This is a genomic window from Pantoea agglomerans, assembly GCF_020149765.1.
Classification (GTDB): domain Bacteria; phylum Pseudomonadota; class Gammaproteobacteria; order Enterobacterales; family Enterobacteriaceae; genus Pantoea; species Pantoea alvi.
Window position 1 is genome coordinate 551,291 of the sequence record NZ_CP083809.1, and the last position, 16,819, is coordinate 568,109.

Sequence of the window (16,819 nt, forward strand, 5' to 3'; positions counted from 1 at the left end):
TTTGGTAGCGGACATCGCTACCGTTTTTCACTGGCCGCCGCCGGTGATGTACGCGGAGTCTCTGACGGACGTGCTGGAGTGGCGGCATAAAGCGATGCAGCGTAGCGGAGCCGGTGACGATGAGTGACACAAACCTGCGGCTGCAGGTGGTATTAAGCGCGGTTGATAAAATCACGCGCCCCTTTCGCAGCGCGCGCGACGGCTCTAAGGAGCTGTCGGCCGCGCTGAAGGCCAGCAAAGACGGCCTAAAATCCCTTAACGAGCAGGCGGGCCGCATTGACGGATTCCGCAAAACCCGCTCACAGCTTGCCGTTACCGCCAACAACCTGAAGGCCGCCCGCGAGGAAGCGGCGCGCCTTGCCGTGCAGTTTACCGAAACGAACAGGCCCACGGCGCAGCAGGCCAGACTGCTTGAGCAGGCAAAGAACCGCGCCAGCCAGCTGCAGGAGACCTACAACGGCCTGCGCCTGTCGGTGCAGCGCCAGCGTGAGGCGCTGAACGCGGCGGGCATTGATACAAAACAGCTGAGCGAGGCACAGCGCCGGCTAAAAACGGACGCGCAGGCGGCAACCGGGGCAATCGAACGCCAGCAGGCAGAGCTGCGCAAGCTCGGCGAGCGCCAGCAGAAGATACGCGACATCCAGGCACGGCATGAAAAGCTGACCGAGACGCGCAATAAGCTGGCCGGTAACGGCGCGGGCATGGTGGCAACCGGCGTAGCTACCGGCGCGACCCTGATGGCCCCGGTGCGCGCCTATGCGGATTCGGAGAACGCCGCGACGCAGCTGGCCGCCTCCATGATGGGGCCGGGCGCTAAGGTGCTGCCGGAGTATGAAAAAATCAACAGGCTGGCGGTGAGCCTGGGCGACAAGCTGCCCGGCACCACGGCGGACTTTCAGAACATGATGACCATGCTGCGCCGCCAGGGCATGAGCGCGCAGGCGATCCTGGGCGGGCTGGGTGAGGCGACGGCCTATCTCGGCGTACAGCTGCAGATGGCCCCGACCGATGCGGCGGAGTTTGCGGCGAAGCTGCAGGACGCCACGCAGACCAGCGAAAAGGACATGATGGCGCTCACCGACATCATTCAGAAGGGATTTTATGCGGGCGTGGATTCGGAAAACATGCTGCAGGGCTTTTCTAAAATCGGCAGCGCCATGGACATCATCAAAAAGAAAGGGATCGATGCGGCGAGAGAATTTGCGCCCCTGCTTGTGATGGCTGATCAGCAGGGCATGGACGGCGGCTCGGCAGGTAACGCTTACCGCAAGGTGCTGCAGGCCATGATGGACAACAAGAAAATCAAAGGGGTGAACGAAGACCTTAAGGGCACGGGGGTGAAATTTGATTTCACCAACGGCAAAGGAGAATTTGCCGGTATTAAGAAAATGTATGCGCAGCTGGATCAGCTCAAGGCGCTTAGTACCGAGAAGCGGCTGCGGACGCTCAAAGATATGTTTGGCGACGATGCGGAAACGCTGCAAGTGCTAAACAACATGATTACTAAAGGGCTTGACGGGTACAGGGAAACCGCAGCGAAGCTCGACAACCAGGCGTCTCTGCGGGAGCGCGTTGACGCCTCATTAAAGACGCTGTCAAACCGCTGGGATGCGGCGAGCGGCTCGTTTACTAATGCAATGGCTGCAATTGGTGAGACGGTCGCGCCAGTGCTTAAACAGGTGGCCGACTGGCTGGGAAATCTCGCTGGCGCATTAGGCTCGTTTGTAAAACAGCACCCGCAACTGACGGCGGCGCTGTTCAAGATAGCGGCGGGATTTGCCATCGTGACAGCAGGGATAGGTGCGGCGTTGCTGGTCTTTGCGTCAACAATCGGCCCCATGCTGCTAATGCGTATGCTTATGAACAAGACGGGCCTTCAGGCGTTTAGTTCTTTTGGCCTCATGCGTAAGGCTATTGGCCTTGTCGGTAATGGCGTGCTGTGGCTGGGGCGGCTGATGATGGCGAACCCCATTCTGGCTGTGATCGGGCTGATTGCCATGGGGGCCATATATATCTGGCAGAACTGGGACACGCTGGGGCCGAAATTTGCCGCGCTGTGGGATGGCATCAGCACCAAAGTCAGCAATGTATGGACGGCCATCCGCACCTACATCAGCACCAAATGGGAGGAAATCGAGGCCGACGTGAAGGCGCTGCCCGCGCGCTTTCAGGAAGCTGGCTCGCAGATGATTGATGGCCTGCTGGCAGGCATCAGCCAGAAATGGGATGCGCTCAAAAGCAAGTTGTCCTCATTGACTGATTACCTGCCGGACTTTCTGAAGCCCGGCAACGACAAGCCAGGCGCACCGGCGCAGGCAGCCCGACCACGTCCGGCGCAGGTCACGGCAGACGGGAAAGTGGCGCTGCCGCCGGGCGGCTTCCCGGCTTTTCCGAGAATGTACGACACCGGCGGGCATATTCCGTCCGGGCAGCTCGGCATCGTCGGGGAAAACGGGCCGGAAATTGTGAACGGCCCGGCCAACATAACCAGCCGCCGCCGCACTGCCGCGCTGGCCGCCTCTGCCGCGCTGGCGATGGGCATGGCTGCAACGCCAGCGGCTGCGCGTCCGTTACATCCGATGAGTCAGCCCGCGCAGGCATACCGGCAGGAAGCGGCACGACCGCAACCGGTGGGCAGTGTATCGCCCGTGACCATTCATGCCCCTATCACCATCATGCAGCAACCAGGGCAGAGCGCGCAGGACGTGGCGGACGAGGTTATGCGCAGACTTGAGGCAAAAGAGCGACAGGCGAAGGCCCGCGCCCGTAGCAGTTACCACGACAGAGAAGGACTTGAATAATGATGATGACGCTGGGGATGTTCGTTTTCATGCTGCAGACGGTCCCTTATCAGGAGTTGCAGATCCAGCGCAGCTGGCGGTTTCCGTCAAACAGCCGCGTAGGCGTGCGCTCGTCCCTCCAGTTTCTGGGGCCGGATAATGAAACGCTGACGCTTTCGGGCGTTCTGCTGCCGGAGATTACCGGCGGCAGGCTGTCACTGCTGGCGCTGGAGCAGATAGCAGAGCTGGGGCGCGCGTGGCCGCTGATAGAAGGAAGCGGCACCATTTACGGCATGTTTGTGATCGAGAGCCTGAGCCAGACCAAAGCGGAGTTTTTCAGCAGTGGCGTCTGCCGGCGCATTGAGTTCACGCTCACCCTGAAGCGCACCGACGAAACGCTGGGCGAAATGTTTGGCAGTCTGAGCGATCAGCTCTCAGCCATGAAGGGCGCGGCGACGGACGCCGCGGGTAAAGTTACCAGCATGATGGGAGGGCTGCTTTCATGAACGCCACGAAATGGATAAACGGGCAGGCAAATTCCCCTTCTTTCAGGCTGACGCTTGAAGGCGCGGACATCACGCAGAAGATTGAGAAGCGGCTTATGAGCCTGACGCTCACTGATAACCGGGGGTTTGAGGCTGACCAGCTGGACATCGAGCTGGACGATGCAGACTGCCAGCTGCTGCTGCCTCGCCGGGGCGTCTCTCTGTCGCTCGCGCTCGGCTGGCAGGGTGAGGCGCTTTTTCCGAAAGGCACCTTTATCGTGGATGAGATTGAGCACTCCGGCACGCCTGACCGGCTGACCCTGCGCGCCCGCAGCGCCGACTTCAGGCAGACGCTCAATACTAAGCGTGAAAAATCATGGCACCAGACAACCGTGGGCGACATCGTGAAAGACATTGCAGGCCGCCACAAGCTGAAGATCGCCCTGGGTGATGATGTGGCGAAGATGGCCGTAGATCACCTTGACCAGACCAACGAGTCAGATGCCAGCTTTCTGATGCGCCTGGCGAAACAGTCAGGTGCGATAGCCTCTATCAAAAACGGCAATCTGCTGTTCATACGTCAGGGGCAGGGAAAAACGGCCAGCGGTAAGGCGCTGCCGGTGATCACCATTCAACGCAAGGACGGCGACAGCCACCGCTTTACCATGGCTGACCGTGACGCCTACACCGGCGTGATTGCCAGCTGGCTGCATACCCGCGAACCGACAAAAAAACCGGTGGCGAAAGTAAAGCGCAGGCGGAAAAAGACGACAAAGAAAAAAGAGCCAGAAGCCAAACAGGGCGATTATCTGATCGGAACGGATGAAAACGTCCTGGTGCTGAGCCGTACCTATGCAAACCGGGCCAATGCAGAGCGCGCGGCCAAAATGCGTTGGGAGCGCCTGCAGCGCGGGGTTGCGTCGTTTTCTATACAGCTGGCTCGCGGCCGGGCAGATCTCTACACCGAAATGCCGGTAAAGGTGAGCGGCTTCAAGCAGCAGATAGACGCGGGCGAATGGATTGTAACGACGCTTACGCACAGCCTCAGCGCGGACAGTGGCTATACAACAAGCATTGATCTTGAAGTCAAAATCGACTCATTAGAAATGGAATAAGAAGTATCCCAATTGGGGTTTTTTGTGTATTATCCACCCAAAATGAGATTAAGGGGCTGGGTTATGATGAATTGTCCATTGTGTGGGAATGCGGCCCATACGCGTAGTAGCTTTCAAGTTTCTAAGTCAACGAAGGAGCGCTATAACCAGTGCCAAAACATCAATTGTGGTTGCACCTTCAAGTCCCATGAAACAGTGGCAGAAATTATAATGAATCCGGGCAAGGTCAAGCCTGCCCCTCCGCATCCTGACAGAACACTTCAGGGCGCGCTCTGGTTATAAATAAGAACCCGCTAATGCGGGTTTATTTTTGAATCAGAGACTTTATATACACTTCAGACTCATTCATATTCATTGGCGCTAACTTCTTGCATTCAGCGCCGCCTCCGTTCATTACCACTTCCTGATCCTGAGAAGAGTTTAAAACTACAACTTTCTTAATCAGGGAAGGTTGCCAGCTTTTCCCAACATATTGCGTATCGCATATCCCGCGAAAAAATGAGGTAGCAATTTCTTCATTAACGGTAGGTTTTGTGATGGTCATTGAAAGCACACCATTCTCCAGGGAGGACGAAGAGTGTTGATAGACGTTAATCACTTCTTGTACTGGCTTCGGCACCTCTTCAGCCAGGGCACTGAGGGAAGCGAACAGGGTAAGCGCTAAAGCGGTTTTTTTCATGTTATGAGCCTCAGACTAGAGATTAGGCAAAAAATCTGCTGCCATTTTGCTGCCAATGACCTCGCGGCAAACAAAAAAGCCACCAATAAAAGGTGGCTTAACTCAATGATTTTTAAGCTAAAATTTGGTGGCCCCTGCTGGGTTTGAACCAGCGACCAAGCGATTATGAGTCGCCTGCTCTAACCACTGAGCTAAGGGGCCAGCGGAGCGGGGATTATAATGTATCTGTTTCAGGCGATCCAGCACTCATCCGCCGGATGCTCAAAAATCCTCCAGCGCATGAGTGCTTGATTAAACTAACTATTTCCAGAACACGCGGCCCGCTTTCAGCTATTCCCTCCAGCAAAAGTGGGTAAGCAAACCCGCTCTGGCCCGTCTCTTATCTGGTTCTTACCCTCGCTTTTACCTTAAAAGCATCAGGCTCTCAGTCGCGATAGCGCGACGCCGACTGGTTTAGCGAAAGATAGGGCAGCATCGCGCCGCGCGCCCGGTCATACTCCTGCCAAAGCGCCATCTCTTCCAGCGCAGGGATGGTCACCGCTTCGCCCGCTTCCAGTCCCGCCAGCGCGGCATCCACCATCTCTTCCACTTCCATAATCATACCGGCCGGCAGCTCATCAATCGACTTACCGGAGCGGTCGAAGATCTCGGTTCGCGTAGCGCCTGGCAAAACGGCCTGCACCTGCACGCCGCTGTTCTCCAGCTCGCGCTGCATCGAGCGGGTCAGCGTCAGCACAAAGGATTTGCTGCCGTTATAGGCGCCGTTGAACCGCTCATGCATCAGCGCCAGCACCGAGGCGATATTGATAATCACACCGCGTCCGCGCGCGCGAAACGCATTGGCTGCCGCATGGGCCAGGCGGGCAGGGGCGATGATGTTGAGCGCCAGCATGGTCTCAATGCGATCGATATCGGCATCAATAAACTCGCCGTCCACGCTCATACCGGCGTTATTCGCCAGCAGCGTAATCGCGGGGTTGTCCCGCAGCTCTTGCTCAACGCGCCGCAGATCGCCCGCATCAGTCAGATCGGCGCGCAGAATACGCGCCTCAATCTGATACTGTCGCCGCAGCGTCTGCGCCAGCGTCTCCAGCCTCGCCTGGTCGCGCGCCACCAGGATCAGATCGTAGCCGCGCGCCGCCAGGCGTCGAGCGTAGGTGGCGCCAATGCCGCTTGATGCGCCGGTAATTAAAGCAAAGCCTTGTGATGATGCTGACATGATGAACCTCTTTTGTATGATGGTTGTCATATTTATAATCAATATGACGACCATCATATTCACCGTCAAGCTGGAATATGATGATCGTAATAATTACTATCAATGGCAGAACATATCAGCGGGAAAAAAGTGATGGATAAACAGAGCCACAAGGCGCGCACGCGACAGCGTATCCTCGATGAGGCGGCGCGGGTGATGCGTGAATGCGGCACGGAAAGCATCGGCGTGGCGGCGCTGATGAAGCGCGTCGGGCTGACGCACGGCGGCTTCTATGCGCACTTTGACTCGCGCGAGGCGCTGGTGCAGGCGGTTATCGCCGAAATGTTTACCGACTCGGCGCAGCGCATGGCGTCGCTGTGGCAGGGCACCGATCCGGCCGCACGGCTGGGCGCCCTGATTGACTATTACCTGTCAGAGGCGCATCGCGACTGCCGCGCCGAGGGCTGCCCGGTGCCCGCGCTGGTCAGCGAGGTCGGTCATCTGCCAGAAGAGGCGCAAGCTATTTTTACCCAGGGCGTCACTTCGATGCTGCAGCGGTTAGGCGAACTGCTCGCTGAGCTGGGACAGCGCGACGCCGAGGCGCTCGCCAGCAGCCTGCTGGCTGAAATGGTCGGCGCGCTGGCGCTGGCGCGCGCCTGTCCCGATAAGGCGCTCTCCGCGACCATGCTGGCGCGCAGCAGGCAGGCGCTGAAGCGCCGCACCGGACTGGAGCAGGCGGCATGAGCGAGCACAACATCAGCGACATTATTGCGCCCGGCCTGGAGGTGCTGTTCTGCGGCATTAATCCCGGGCACTCGACCGCGCACACCGGCTATCACTTCGCCCACCCCGGCAACCGCTTCTGGAAGGTGCTGCATCTGGCGGGTTTTACCCGAGAGCAGCTCAAACCTGAAGAGGAGCAGCGGCTGCTGGAGACCGGCTGCGGCATCACCATGCTGGTAGAGCGTCCCACCGTGCAGGCGAACCAGCTGGCGGCTGAGGAGCTGCGCGACGGCGGCGCGCGCCTGACCGATAAGGTGCTTAACTACCAGCCGCGCATGCTGGCGATCCTCGGCAAAGACGCCTTTAAGCGCGCCTTTAATCAGCGCAAGGTGGAGTGGGGCTTACAGGGCATTTTTATGGGCAAAACCCAGGTCTGGGTGCTGCCCAATCCCAGCGGCCTTAACCGCGCCTCTCTTGACGAGATCGTCGCGGCCTACCGACAGCTCTATGATGCGCTGCAGCAGGATGTGGAATAGAACGCGAGGCAGAAAAGAGGCAATAAAAAACCCCGGCAGGCCGGGGTTTTTTTAACGCTAATGCAATCAGTCGTCCAGGAAGCTACGCAGCACTTCCGAGCGGCTCGGATGGCGCAGCTTGCGCAGCGCTTTCGCCTCAATCTGACGAATACGCTCACGCGTAACGTCGAACTGTTTGCCCACCTCTTCCAGCGTATGGTCGGTGTTCATATCGATACCGAAACGCATGCGCAGCACTTTGGCTTCGCGCGCGGTCAGGCCCGCCAGAACGTCATGGGTAGCAGAACGCAGGCTCTCGGAGGTCGCAGAGTCGAGCGGCAGCTCCAGCGTGGTGTCTTCGATAAAGTCGCCCAGATGCGAATCTTCGTCGTCGCCAATCGGCGTCTCCATAGAGATAGGCTCTTTAGCGATTTTCAACACTTTGCGGATCTTGTCTTCCGGCATCAGCATGCGCTCGGCCAGCTCTTCCGGCGTCGGCTCGCGGCCCATCTCCTGCAGCATCTGGCGCGAAATACGGTTGAGCTTGTTAATGGTCTCAATCATATGCACCGGAATACGGATGGTACGCGCCTGGTCGGCGATAGAGCGGGTGATCGCCTGACGGATCCACCATGTCGCATAGGTCGAGAACTTGTAGCCGCGACGGTATTCAAACTTATCAACCGCCTTCATCAGGCCGATGTTGCCTTCCTGAATCAGGTCGAGGAACTGCAGACCGCGGTTGGTATATTTTTTCGCGATTGAAATCACCAGACGCAGGTTCGCTTCCACCATCTCTTTCTTCGCACGACGCGCTTTGGCTTCGCCGATAGACATGCGACGGTTGATATCTTTAACCTGCTCGATGGTCAGGCCGGTCTCTTCTTCGATCTGATGCAGCTTCTGCAGGCAGCGCATCACATCTTCTTCCACTTCTTTCAGCTTCTCTGACCAGGGTTTATTCATGGCCAGCGCGGCTTTGAACCAGCTCTCACTGGTCTCGTTGCCGGTAAACAGCGTGATGAAGTTTTTCTTCGGCATTTTGCACAGTTCAACGCACAGCTTCATGATGATGCGCTCTTGCGTACGCACACGCTCCATCATCTCGCGCATGTTGTTCACCAGGTAGTCGAACTGCTTCGGCACCAGGCGGAACTGCTTAAAGACGTCAGAAAGGTTCTGAATCTCTTTGACTGCGTCAGCATGGCTGCGACCTTTGCTCTTGATAACAAGGCGGGTCGTTTCATACTGCGTGCGCAGCTCGACGAATTTCTCGCGCGCCAGTTCCGGATCGATAGAGTTATCGTCATCGGAGCTGTCGTCTTCGCTCTCTTCGTCTTCATCTTCGTCGTCGTCGCGGTCTTCCTGAGACAGCTCAGAGCCGACGTGGGTGGCGGTAGGCGCCAGATCTTCTTCAGCGTTTGGATCCACGAAGCCGGTGATCAGGTCGGAGAGGCGAGATTCGCCCGCTTCGACTTTGTCGTACTGCTCCAGCAGATAGGTAATGGCTTCCGGATATTCCGCAACCGAACACTGTACCTGGTTGATACCGTCTTCGATGCGCTTGGCGATGTCGATTTCGCCTTCGCGCGTCAGCAGCTCAACGGTACCCATTTCGCGCATATACATGCGCACCGGGTCGGTGGTGCGGCCAATTTCAGATTCTACGCTGGATAACACCTGAGCGGCGGCTTCCGCGGCATCTTCGTCAGTATCGGCGCTGTTTTCGTTCAGCATCAGATCGTCGGCGTCAGGGGCTTCTTCCACCACCTGAATACCCATATCGTTAATCATCTGGATGATGTCTTCGATCTGATCGGAGTCGACGATATCTTCCGGCAGATGGTCATTGACCTCAGCATAGGTCAGATAGCCTTGCTCCTTACCACGGGTGACAAGCAGCTTAAGCTGTGACTGCGGGTTTTGCTCCATAAGACGGTATCCACACTTCTGTTAATTAGATTGGTGTCGGTCGGCAGCGAGCCAACTATAACAGTGAAGGCGTTGTATTATTGCCGCTGCCTTCGTCGCGGCCAGGGCTTTTGCCCCTCATATATCGGCACTTAAGCCGCTTTGTATTCTGTTCGAGGCTACGCCTCTTACTGTGCGTACAGGGCTCTCTCGACGGCCCTGCTGGCAATGCGCTCTGAACTGGCTGGCTTTATCGCCCCAGTGTTGCTAACGGCGCGCTGTGTCATGCCAGACTCGTTGCGTCTCCGGGCTGGCTTATCGCGTCGCTGAGCCTCGGCTTGCGGCGCATTGCCCCAGAAACGAATGGGTCAGAGATGCGCCTTTGACTACGCGCAACATTCTGACCCAGTTAAAATTTTACTTTTTCGCCAGCGCCTGGCTTAAGGTCCAGAATTCACGGCGCTCTTCTGCGCTTAAACCCTGGGTGCGATCGCGAGCGATCAGCTCCTCCAGACGCTGTTCAAGCGCGGCGTCGTAAATACTCGCCAGCGAATCATGAAACACCGCTTCAACTTCCTCATCCACTATCATGTGGTTCCACGTGGCTAAGGTTTCAAGCGTCTGACTAAAATTTGTCCCGCGATATAACTCTAGTAGCTGTCCGGTAGTCAATCCAGGATTCTCAGTGCAACGGCTGACTAATTCAGCAAACAGCGGTAAGCCCGCCATTTTTACCTGCGACAGCCCCTCAAGCGTGGGCACCAGCGTCGCCAGCTGCGGGTTTTGCACCAGCAGCGCCACCAGCACGCGCATCGTGGTGCGCTTTAACGGCGGCGCCGTCGGTGCCGCACCGCTGGGTGCCTGCTTCGGCATCAGCTTCTCTAACTGGTTATCGTCAAGAATGCCGAGTTTATTACCCAGTTCCTGACGCATATAGATGCGCAGCGTCTCGCCGGGGATCTGGCTAATCAGCGGCAGCGCCAGCGTGCTCAGGCGCGCTTTACCGTCGCGCGTGCTCAGATCGACCTGCGGCAGCAGCGAGTCGAACAGGAAAGAGGAGAGCGGCATCGCCTGCTCCATACGCGCTTCAAACGCCTCTTTTCCCTCTTTACGCACCAGCGTGTCGGGATCTTCGCCGTCGGGCAAAAACATAAAGCGTAGCTGACGTCCGTCATTCATGTAAGGCAATGCGGTTTCCAGCGCGCGCCAGGCGGCTTCCCGACCCGCGCGGTCGCCGTCGTAGCAGCAGATCACGGTATCGGTGCTGCGGAACAGCAGCTGAATATGTTCTGCCGTCGTGGAGGTACCCAGCGACGCCACGGCGTAATCGATGCCGAACTGCGCCAGCGCCACCACGTCCATATAGCCTTCCACCACTAGCAGGCGGGCAGGCTGCGGATGATTCTTCTGCGCTTCATAGAGGCCATAAAGCTGACGGCCCTTATGGAAAATCGGCGTTTCCGGCGAGTTCAGGTACTTGGGCGTCTCGTTACCCAGCACACGGCCGCCAAAGCCAATTACGCGTCCGCGCTTGTCGCGAATTGGAAACATGACGCGCTCGCGAAAGCGGTCATAGGTGCGGCCCTTATCGTTGGAAACCAGCATGCCGGCCTCCATCAGGGACTCGCGATCGTCTTTATTGCCGCCGAAGCGCTTTAAGACGTTATCCCAGCCCGGCGGCGCGAAGCCGATGGCGAAATGCTCAATCACTTCAGCACTTAAGCCGCGGTTGCTGAGATAGTCACGCGCCGATCGCGCACTGGCGTGCGTCAGGCTCTGCTGATAAAAACCGTTAAGGCTCTCCATCAGCTGATAGAGGCTCTGGCGCTGGTGGCGCTCTATCTGGCTCGGGCCGCTGCCCGCTTCGTAGGGCACTTCCAGACCATGCTGCGTCGCCAGCTCTTCGATACTCTCGACAAATTCCAGCCGATCGTAATTCATCAAAAAGTCGATGGCGTTGCCGTGCGCGCCACAGCCGAAACAGTGATAAAACTGCTTCTCGCCGTTTACGGTGAAAGAGGGGGTTTTTTCATTGTGGAAGGGACAACACGCGTGGAAGTTCTTACCCTGCTTTTTCAGCTTAACGCGGGCATCGATAAGATCCACGATATCCGTGCGGGCAAGCAGATCATTGATAAAGACGCGCGGGATTCTTCCAGCCATAAGCCCCAGTTTTTCAGCTCATAAACGGCAACAAGCCGCGCTTCCTTTCGGAAAGCACGGCCTCTTACTTGACTCTGTCTGCGTTTAACACGCGGTGGAGGCGAACCTCCGGAAGAACTTAGTACAGACGAGTGCGGCGTGCGTTTTCGCGAGCCAGTTTCTTGGCGTGACGCTTAACTGCAGACGCTTTAGCGCGCTTACGTTCTGTGGTCGGTTTTTCATAGAACTCACGACGACGAACTTCAGCCAGAACGCCTGCTTTCTCGCAGGAACGCTTGAAGCGACGCAGTGCTACGTCGAATGGCTCGTTTTCACGTACTTTAATTACCGGCATGTAACTCTCACCTCGATAAAATTCGGTTTTTGCTGCTGACTGCGGCGTCAGCACATTTCAAAATGGTGCAGCATTTTACTCCAACACGAGTCGGTTTGTAAAGCACCATGGACAATTAAGAACCAACAGGAGCGTTTGCCGATGCGGCTGCCGGTTTTTTTCAAGGGTGCGGAGTATAGCGCACTCTTTGCGCGCCACGGAATCACTTTTTACAGCGAAAGCGTCGACGAACGCAGGCGTTGCTATGCTACACTGCGCGCCGCAAGTAAGAGGTAAGCGCTATGCGAATTCTGGGTATTGAAACATCCTGCGATGAAACCGGCATCGCAATCTATGATGACGAAGCGGGCCTGCTCGCCAATCAGCTTTACAGCCAGGTGAAACTGCACGCCGATTACGGCGGCGTGGTGCCGGAACTGGCGTCGCGCGATCACGTGCGCAAAACCGTGCCGCTGATTCAGGCGGCGCTGAAACAGGCAAACCTGCAGCCGCAGCAGATCGACGCCGTCGCCTATACGGCGGGGCCTGGCCTGGTCGGCGCGCTGCTGGTCGGCGCCACCATCGGCCGGTCGCTCGCCTTTGCGTGGAAAGTGCCCGCGGTTCCGGTACATCATATGGAAGGCCATCTGCTGGCGCCGATGCTGGAAGAGAATCCGCCGCAGTTCCCGTTTGTGGCGCTGCTGGTGTCGGGCGGCCATACCCAGCTGATTAGCGTCACCGGCATCGGCGAATATGCGCTGCTGGGCGAGTCGATTGACGATGCCGCAGGCGAAGCCTTCGACAAAACCGCCAAGCTGCTTGGGCTGGACTATCCCGGCGGCCCGATGCTGTCGAAAATGGCGCAGCAGGGCGTGGCAGGACGGTTTACCTTTCCGCGTCCGATGACCGATCGCCCCGGCCTCGACTTTAGCTTTTCCGGCCTGAAGACCTTTGCCGCGAATACCATTCGCGAGAATGCAGACGACGCGCAAACCCGCGCCGATATCGCCCGCGCCTTCGAGGATGCGGTGGTCGATACCCTGATGATCAAGTGCAAACGCGCGCTGGAGCAGAGCGGATTTAAGCGGCTGGTGATCGCGGGCGGCGTCAGCGCCAACCGGACGCTGCGCGAGCGTATGGCGCAGATGATGCAGGCGCGCGGTGGCGAGGTCTTCTATGCTCGTCCTGAGTTCTGCACCGACAACGGCGCAATGATCGCCTATGCAGGCATGGTGCGTCTGAAGGGCGGCACGCGCGGCGGGCTGGGCGTCAGCGTACGGCCGCGCTGGCCGCTGGCGGAACTGCCAGCTATCGAAAGCCATTAAGGTAACAATGCGATTTTTCTTGCGGGCAGCAGCCAATGCTCGCAAGCGGGTGGGGCGGGCCAGGCTGGCAGGTGTGCCCTCTTTGCAATCGGGCCGTCTCACCCGCGTCTGCCGCTGGCCGTTCAGACCGAGCCGGCTTTATTCCTTCTCTTCGCGCGCTTTCCTGCGCTTCCAGATTTTACTCTCCTGACCGCGCCACAGCCGCTGAATATTGTCGTGATGACGTAGCAGAATCAGGCATGACAGCATCGACACCGGAAAGGTGAACTGCGGCTTAAACCACCAGACGTAGAACGGCGCAATCAGCGCGCTGACGATGGCACCCAGCGACGAATAGCCGCTCAGCAGCACCGTCAGCAGCCAGGTGCCGGTCATCAGCCCGGTTAGATCCCAGCCGATGGGTGCGATGGCACCGAGGGCGGTAGCGACTCCTTTACCGCCGCGAAAGCGAAAAAAGACCGGATAGATATGGCCGAGACAGGCGGCGATGGCGGTCAGGCCAAGATAAAGCGGGGCGAGATGCAGCAGATAGGCCAGCCAGACCGGCACCATGCCTTTGAGAATATCGAAAATCAAAACGCAGGCCGCAGCGGCTTTACCGCCGATGCGCAACACGTTGGTCGCGCCAGGATTGCCTGACCCCTGCGTCCGCGGATCGGGCAGTCCGGCGATTTTGCAGACCAGAATGGCGCTCGAAATCGAACCGCAAAGATACGCGAAAAAAATCATACCAGGCGCGATAGCACTCATATTACCGTACCGTTTCCTTTAGGGTCGTTTTGTCTTCGTTAACCGTGGATAATACGCATTATATGCCGGAAGTGGTATCCGGCTTAGCCAAAAACAGAGACTGTCATCATGGATATCGTTTTTATCGAGCAACTCACGGTGTACACCACCATTGGCGTTTACGACTGGGAACAGGGCATTCAGCAGAAGCTGGTGCTCGATGTCGAAATGGCGTGGGACAATCGGCTGGCGGCGCGCAGCGACGATGTTAACGACTGTCTGAGCTACGCCGACGTCTCTGAGGCGATCCTCACCCACCTGAGCGGCACGCGCTTTGCGCTGGTGGAGCGGGTAGCGGAGGAAATCGCGGACCTGCTGATGACCCGTTTCAGCACGCCAGGGGTGCGTATCAAAGTCGCCAAACCGGGCGCGGTGGCGCAGGCAAACCAGGTGGGCGTGCGCATTGAGCGCGGGACTATTCCTAAATGATTAGCTTGTGATTGCCATCACAATGAAACCAAACCAAATTATTGTCTGTCATAACTGGCGCCCTTGCGGAGTGAAACGTGAAGGCCGCCGAAAGCCTTAAGGTTTCCCTCAGGCAGGCGATGGCAAAATTTCAGGCGGAAGCAGACTCGCGACCGCCTTTTTAATGGGTTTAAAACGGATATAAGGAAAATTTGATGGCAGATATTCATCAGCTTTGGGTAGCTGCAATCCTGGGCATCGTGGAGGGGCTAACTGAATTCCTGCCTGTCTCCTCCACGGGGCACATGATTATTGTCGGCCACCTGCTGGGTTTCGAAGGCGATAAGGCGGAAACCTTTGAGGTGGTGATCCAGCTCGGGTCCATACTTGCCGTGGTGGTGATGTTCTGGCGTCGTCTGTTTGGATTAATCGGCATTCACTTCGGCCAGGTCAGGCATGAGGGCGTCGGCCGTGGCCACCTGACGCTGATCCATATTCTGCTGGGTATGGTCCCGGCGGTGGTGATTGGGCTGGTGCTGCATGACCAGATCAAAACGCTGTTTAACCCGATCAACGTGATGTACGCGCTGGTGGTCGGCGGCGTGCTGCTGCTGGTGGCGGAATACCTGAAGCCGAAACAGCCAAAAGCGGTCGGCATTGACGATATTACCTATCGCCAGGCCTTTATGATCGGCTGCTTCCAGTGCCTCGCGCTCTGGCCGGGCTTCTCTCGCTCAGGCGCCACGATCTCTGGCGGTATGCTGATGGGCGTCAGCCGCTACGCGGCGTCGGAGTTCTCTTTTATCCTCGCCGTGCCGATGATGATGGGCGCCACCGGCCTCGATCTCTATAAAAGCATCGGCTTCCTGACGATGAACGATTTGCCGATGTTCGCCGTCGGCTTTGTTACCGCCTTCGTGGTGGCGCTGATTGCGATCAAGGCCTTCCTTGAGCTGATCAAACGTATCTCGTTTGTCTCTTTCGCTATCTACCGCTTTATCGTTGCGGCAGCGGTCTACGCTATCTTTATGTAACCTCTGCGCGGCCAGCTATCAGGCTGGCCGCATCTCGGCAATGCCCTGCGCCACGGCGGCGATACGGCGTCGCGTCAGCTCCTCTCGCACCTCTGCACCTTTGAAACCCGCCTCGATAACCGCTTTGGTCGGCACCGCCTGCGCCAGCGCGAACGCCTGACGCAGATAGTCGCCCTGCGGATAGGCCATGCTCTCAAGGCCAGCGCGGCCGCGCGCGTCCGCTTCGCTGGTCAGCGCGATTTGCTCAACCCGATGGGGCTTGCGCCAGGCGTCGATGCGATCGAACAGCGCCACTAAAGCGTCCGCCGACTGACGTTCGATGGTATGCACCACATCGTGAAATTCCGTGACGATCAGCGCCAGATCGCGAATGGCGTTCGGCACGCGCAGGCGCTGGCAGAGCGCCTCCACCAGCGGCACGCCCGCCGCGCCGTGGCCGTGATGGCTTGGCCACTTCTCCGGCGGCGTCAGCGCTTTACCGACGTCGTGAAACAGGGTGGCGAAACGCACATCGACCTCGTCCGACAGCGATGCCGCCAGCGTGAGCGTCATCAGGGTATGGACGCCGGTGTCGATCTCCGGGTGCCACTTTGCCGGCGCGGGAATGCCGAACAGCCTGTCAAGCTCCGGGAACAGCACCTCAAGCGCGCCGCAGTCGCGCAGCGTCTGAAAATAGACCTGGGGATTGCGCGAGGTCAGCGCCTTCTCTGTCTCTTTCCAGACGCGCTCGGCGGTAAGGTGGCTCAGCTCGCCGCTGGCCGCCATCTGGCGCATCAGCGCCTGGGTCTCATCGGCGATGCGGAAGTTAAGATGGGCAAAACGCGCGGCAAAACGCGCCACGCGCAGCACGCGTAGCGGATCCTCGTTAAAGGCGTCGGAGACGTGGCGCAGCAGACGCGCCTGCAGATCGCGCTCGCCGTGAAAGGGATCGATCAGCTCGCCATCTTCCCTCTGCGCGATGGCGTTAATGGTCAGATCGCGGCGCTGCAGATCCTGCTCCAGCGTCACGTCGGGCGCGGACCAGGTGACAAAGCCGGTATAGCCGTTGCCGCTTTTCCGTTCGGTACGCGCCAGCGCGTACTCTTCACGGCTTTGCGGATGCAGAAAGACCGGAAAATCGCGACCAACCTGCTGAAAGCCCTGCGCCAGCATCGCCTCCGGCGTCGCGCCGACCACAACCCAGTCCCGGTCTTTAACCGGCAGTTTTAACAGCGCATCGCGAACGGCGCCGCCTACTAAATACGTCTTCACTCAACAACTCCAGAGATAATAAAAAGGCGCGCCGGAGGGCACTTCCGCCGCTAAAGATTCAGCGCGCTTGTTGCTCTATTGTTGCACACAATGGCCAGATTGCAGGCATGGCGAAAAGGGCATCAAAGGA

General features: G+C 58.1%; 17 protein-coding genes and 1 tRNA gene. 10 read left to right on the forward strand and 8 right to left on the reverse strand.

The window, feature by feature from the left end; translation table 11 throughout:
• Position 1 precedes the first annotated feature (1 nt).
• The 5 genes from LB453_RS05255 to LB453_RS05275 all read left to right on the forward strand — a co-directional run bounded on the left by LB453_RS05255 (position 2) and on the right by LB453_RS05275 (position 4,662).
• Entirely contained in the window at positions 2 to 127 is a 126-nt protein-coding gene (locus LB453_RS05255; protein ID WP_224481611.1) for a GpE family phage tail protein, read from the forward strand.
• Entirely contained in the window at positions 120 to 2,801 is a 2,682-nt protein-coding gene (locus LB453_RS05260) for a phage tail tape measure protein (RefSeq protein ID WP_103794621.1), read from the forward strand. Before LB453_RS05255 ends, LB453_RS05260 begins: the two co-directional genes overlap by 8 nt.
• Positions 2,801 to 3,286: a phage tail protein gene (locus LB453_RS05265; protein ID WP_033752523.1), complete on the forward strand. Its 486-nt coding sequence runs from the start codon at positions 2,801 to 2,803 to the stop codon at positions 3,284 to 3,286. Before LB453_RS05260 ends, LB453_RS05265 begins: the two co-directional genes overlap by 1 nt.
• Entirely contained in the window at positions 3,283 to 4,380 is a 1,098-nt protein-coding gene (locus LB453_RS05270) for a phage late control D family protein (protein ID WP_103794622.1), read from the forward strand. Before LB453_RS05265 ends, LB453_RS05270 begins: the two co-directional genes overlap by 4 nt.
• Before the next feature lie 63 nt (positions 4,381 to 4,443).
• Positions 4,444 to 4,662, forward strand: a complete 219-nt coding sequence (locus LB453_RS05275) for an ogr/Delta-like zinc finger family protein (RefSeq protein WP_103794623.1) — start codon at positions 4,444 to 4,446, stop codon at positions 4,660 to 4,662.
• A 22-nt stretch (positions 4,663 to 4,684) separates the two neighbouring features.
• Here LB453_RS05275 and LB453_RS05280 read toward each other — a convergent pair whose 3' ends face one another.
• The 3 genes from LB453_RS05280 to LB453_RS05290 all read right to left on the reverse strand — a co-directional run bounded on the left by LB453_RS05280 (position 4,685) and on the right by LB453_RS05290 (position 6,278).
• Positions 4,685 to 5,059, reverse strand: coding sequence for a hypothetical protein (locus LB453_RS05280; protein ID WP_103794624.1), 375 nt, complete (start codon positions 5,057 to 5,059; stop codon positions 4,685 to 4,687).
• 125 nt (positions 5,060 to 5,184) lie between these two features.
• A tRNA-Ile gene (locus LB453_RS05285) sits at positions 5,185 to 5,260 on the reverse strand.
• A 223-nt stretch (positions 5,261 to 5,483) separates the two neighbouring features.
• Positions 5,484 to 6,278, reverse strand: coding sequence for an SDR family NAD(P)-dependent oxidoreductase (locus LB453_RS05290; RefSeq protein WP_103794625.1), 795 nt, complete (start codon positions 6,276 to 6,278; stop codon positions 5,484 to 5,486).
• A gap of 132 nt (positions 6,279 to 6,410) precedes the next feature.
• Here LB453_RS05290 and LB453_RS05295 point away from each other — a divergent pair, with 132 nt between their 5' ends.
• Together LB453_RS05295 and mug are read left to right on the forward strand one after the other, a co-directional pair.
• A complete protein-coding gene (locus tag LB453_RS05295) occupies positions 6,411 to 7,001 on the forward strand; it encodes a TetR/AcrR family transcriptional regulator (RefSeq protein WP_103794626.1) in 591 nt (196 codons plus the stop codon).
• A complete protein-coding gene (mug, locus tag LB453_RS05300) occupies positions 6,998 to 7,516 on the forward strand; it encodes a G/U mismatch-specific DNA glycosylase (RefSeq protein WP_103794627.1) in 519 nt (172 codons plus the stop codon). The genes LB453_RS05295 and mug overlap by 4 nt, the downstream gene beginning before the upstream one ends.
• A gap of 66 nt (positions 7,517 to 7,582) precedes the next feature.
• On the opposite strand, the gene rpoD is transcribed toward mug, so the two are convergent.
• The 3 genes from rpoD to rpsU all read right to left on the reverse strand — a co-directional run bounded on the left by rpoD (position 7,583) and on the right by rpsU (position 11,903).
• The gene (gene rpoD, locus LB453_RS05305; RefSeq protein WP_033752514.1) at positions 7,583 to 9,427 is read right to left on the reverse strand and encodes an RNA polymerase sigma factor RpoD; all 1,845 of its coding nucleotides are present in this window, start codon (positions 9,425 to 9,427) and stop codon (positions 7,583 to 7,585) included.
• Between the two features lie 396 nt (positions 9,428 to 9,823).
• Complete coding sequence (gene dnaG / locus LB453_RS05310; RefSeq protein WP_103794628.1) at positions 9,824 to 11,569, reverse strand: DNA primase; 1,746 nt, start codon at positions 11,567 to 11,569, stop codon at positions 9,824 to 9,826.
• A gap of 118 nt (positions 11,570 to 11,687) precedes the next feature.
• Complete coding sequence (rpsU, locus tag LB453_RS05315; protein ID WP_001144069.1) at positions 11,688 to 11,903, reverse strand: 30S ribosomal protein S21; 216 nt, start codon at positions 11,901 to 11,903, stop codon at positions 11,688 to 11,690.
• A 281-nt stretch (positions 11,904 to 12,184) separates the two neighbouring features.
• On the opposite strand from rpsU, the gene tsaD reads away from it, so the two are divergent.
• On the forward strand, positions 12,185 to 13,207 hold the full coding sequence (gene tsaD, locus LB453_RS05320) for a tRNA (adenosine(37)-N6)-threonylcarbamoyltransferase complex transferase subunit TsaD (RefSeq protein ID WP_103794629.1): 1,023 nt from the start codon (positions 12,185 to 12,187) through the stop codon (positions 13,205 to 13,207).
• Between the two features lie 138 nt (positions 13,208 to 13,345).
• Here tsaD and plsY read toward each other — a convergent pair whose 3' ends face one another.
• Complete coding sequence (plsY, locus tag LB453_RS05325; RefSeq protein WP_103794630.1) at positions 13,346 to 13,957, reverse strand: glycerol-3-phosphate 1-O-acyltransferase PlsY; 612 nt, start codon at positions 13,955 to 13,957, stop codon at positions 13,346 to 13,348.
• A gap of 108 nt (positions 13,958 to 14,065) precedes the next feature.
• On the opposite strand from plsY, the gene folB reads away from it, so the two are divergent.
• Positions 14,066 to 14,425 carry a bifunctional dihydroneopterin aldolase/7,8-dihydroneopterin epimerase gene (folB, locus tag LB453_RS05330; protein WP_033752500.1) on the forward strand — a complete coding sequence of 120 codons (360 nt, stop codon included), beginning with the start codon at positions 14,066 to 14,068 and terminating at the stop codon, positions 14,423 to 14,425.
• A gap of 194 nt (positions 14,426 to 14,619) precedes the next feature.
• Complete coding sequence (gene bacA / locus LB453_RS05335) at positions 14,620 to 15,438, forward strand: undecaprenyl-diphosphate phosphatase (protein WP_103794631.1); 819 nt, start codon at positions 14,620 to 14,622, stop codon at positions 15,436 to 15,438.
• 18 nt (positions 15,439 to 15,456) lie between these two features.
• Here the strand turns inward: bacA and LB453_RS05340 are convergent, their stop codons facing one another.
• Positions 15,457 to 16,689, reverse strand: a complete 1,233-nt coding sequence (locus LB453_RS05340) for a multifunctional CCA addition/repair protein (protein WP_103794632.1) — start codon at positions 16,687 to 16,689, stop codon at positions 15,457 to 15,459.
• Positions 16,690 to 16,819: the final 130 nt, after the last annotated feature.

What these genes read in the sequence shown, in the direction of transcription:
- LB453_RS05295 (WP_103794626.1), top strand. Translation starts at nt 6,411, where the DNA reads ATGGATAAACAGAGCCACAAGGCGCGCACGCGACAGCGTATCCTCGAT.
- LB453_RS05275 (WP_103794623.1), top strand. Translation starts at nt 4,444, where the DNA reads ATGATGAATTGTCCATTGTGTGGGAATGCGGCCCATACGCGTAGTAGC.
- LB453_RS05260 (WP_103794621.1), top strand. Translation starts at nt 120, where the DNA reads ATGAGTGACACAAACCTGCGGCTGCAGGTGGTATTAAGCGCGGTTGAT.
- LB453_RS05280 (WP_103794624.1), bottom strand. Translation starts at nt 5,059, where the DNA reads ATGAAAAAAACCGCTTTAGCGCTTACCCTGTTCGCTTCCCTCAGTGCC.
- rpoD (WP_033752514.1), bottom strand. Translation starts at nt 9,427, where the DNA reads ATGGAGCAAAACCCGCAGTCACAGCTTAAGCTGCTTGTCACCCGTGGT.
- rpsU (WP_001144069.1), bottom strand. Translation starts at nt 11,903, where the DNA reads ATGCCGGTAATTAAAGTACGTGAAAACGAGCCATTCGACGTAGCACTG.
- dnaG (WP_103794628.1), bottom strand. Translation starts at nt 11,569, where the DNA reads ATGGCTGGAAGAATCCCGCGCGTCTTTATCAATGATCTGCTTGCCCGC.
- mug (WP_103794627.1), top strand. Translation starts at nt 6,998, where the DNA reads ATGAGCGAGCACAACATCAGCGACATTATTGCGCCCGGCCTGGAGGTG.
- tsaD (WP_103794629.1), top strand. Translation starts at nt 12,185, where the DNA reads ATGCGAATTCTGGGTATTGAAACATCCTGCGATGAAACCGGCATCGCA.
- plsY (WP_103794630.1), bottom strand. Translation starts at nt 13,957, where the DNA reads ATGAGTGCTATCGCGCCTGGTATGATTTTTTTCGCGTATCTTTGCGGT.
- LB453_RS05290 (WP_103794625.1), bottom strand. Translation starts at nt 6,278, where the DNA reads ATGTCAGCATCATCACAAGGCTTTGCTTTAATTACCGGCGCATCAAGC.
- LB453_RS05265 (WP_033752523.1), top strand. Translation starts at nt 2,801, where the DNA reads ATGATGATGACGCTGGGGATGTTCGTTTTCATGCTGCAGACGGTCCCT.
- LB453_RS05270 (WP_103794622.1), top strand. Translation starts at nt 3,283, where the DNA reads ATGAACGCCACGAAATGGATAAACGGGCAGGCAAATTCCCCTTCTTTC.
- folB (WP_033752500.1), top strand. Translation starts at nt 14,066, where the DNA reads ATGGATATCGTTTTTATCGAGCAACTCACGGTGTACACCACCATTGGC.
- bacA (WP_103794631.1), top strand. Translation starts at nt 14,620, where the DNA reads ATGGCAGATATTCATCAGCTTTGGGTAGCTGCAATCCTGGGCATCGTG.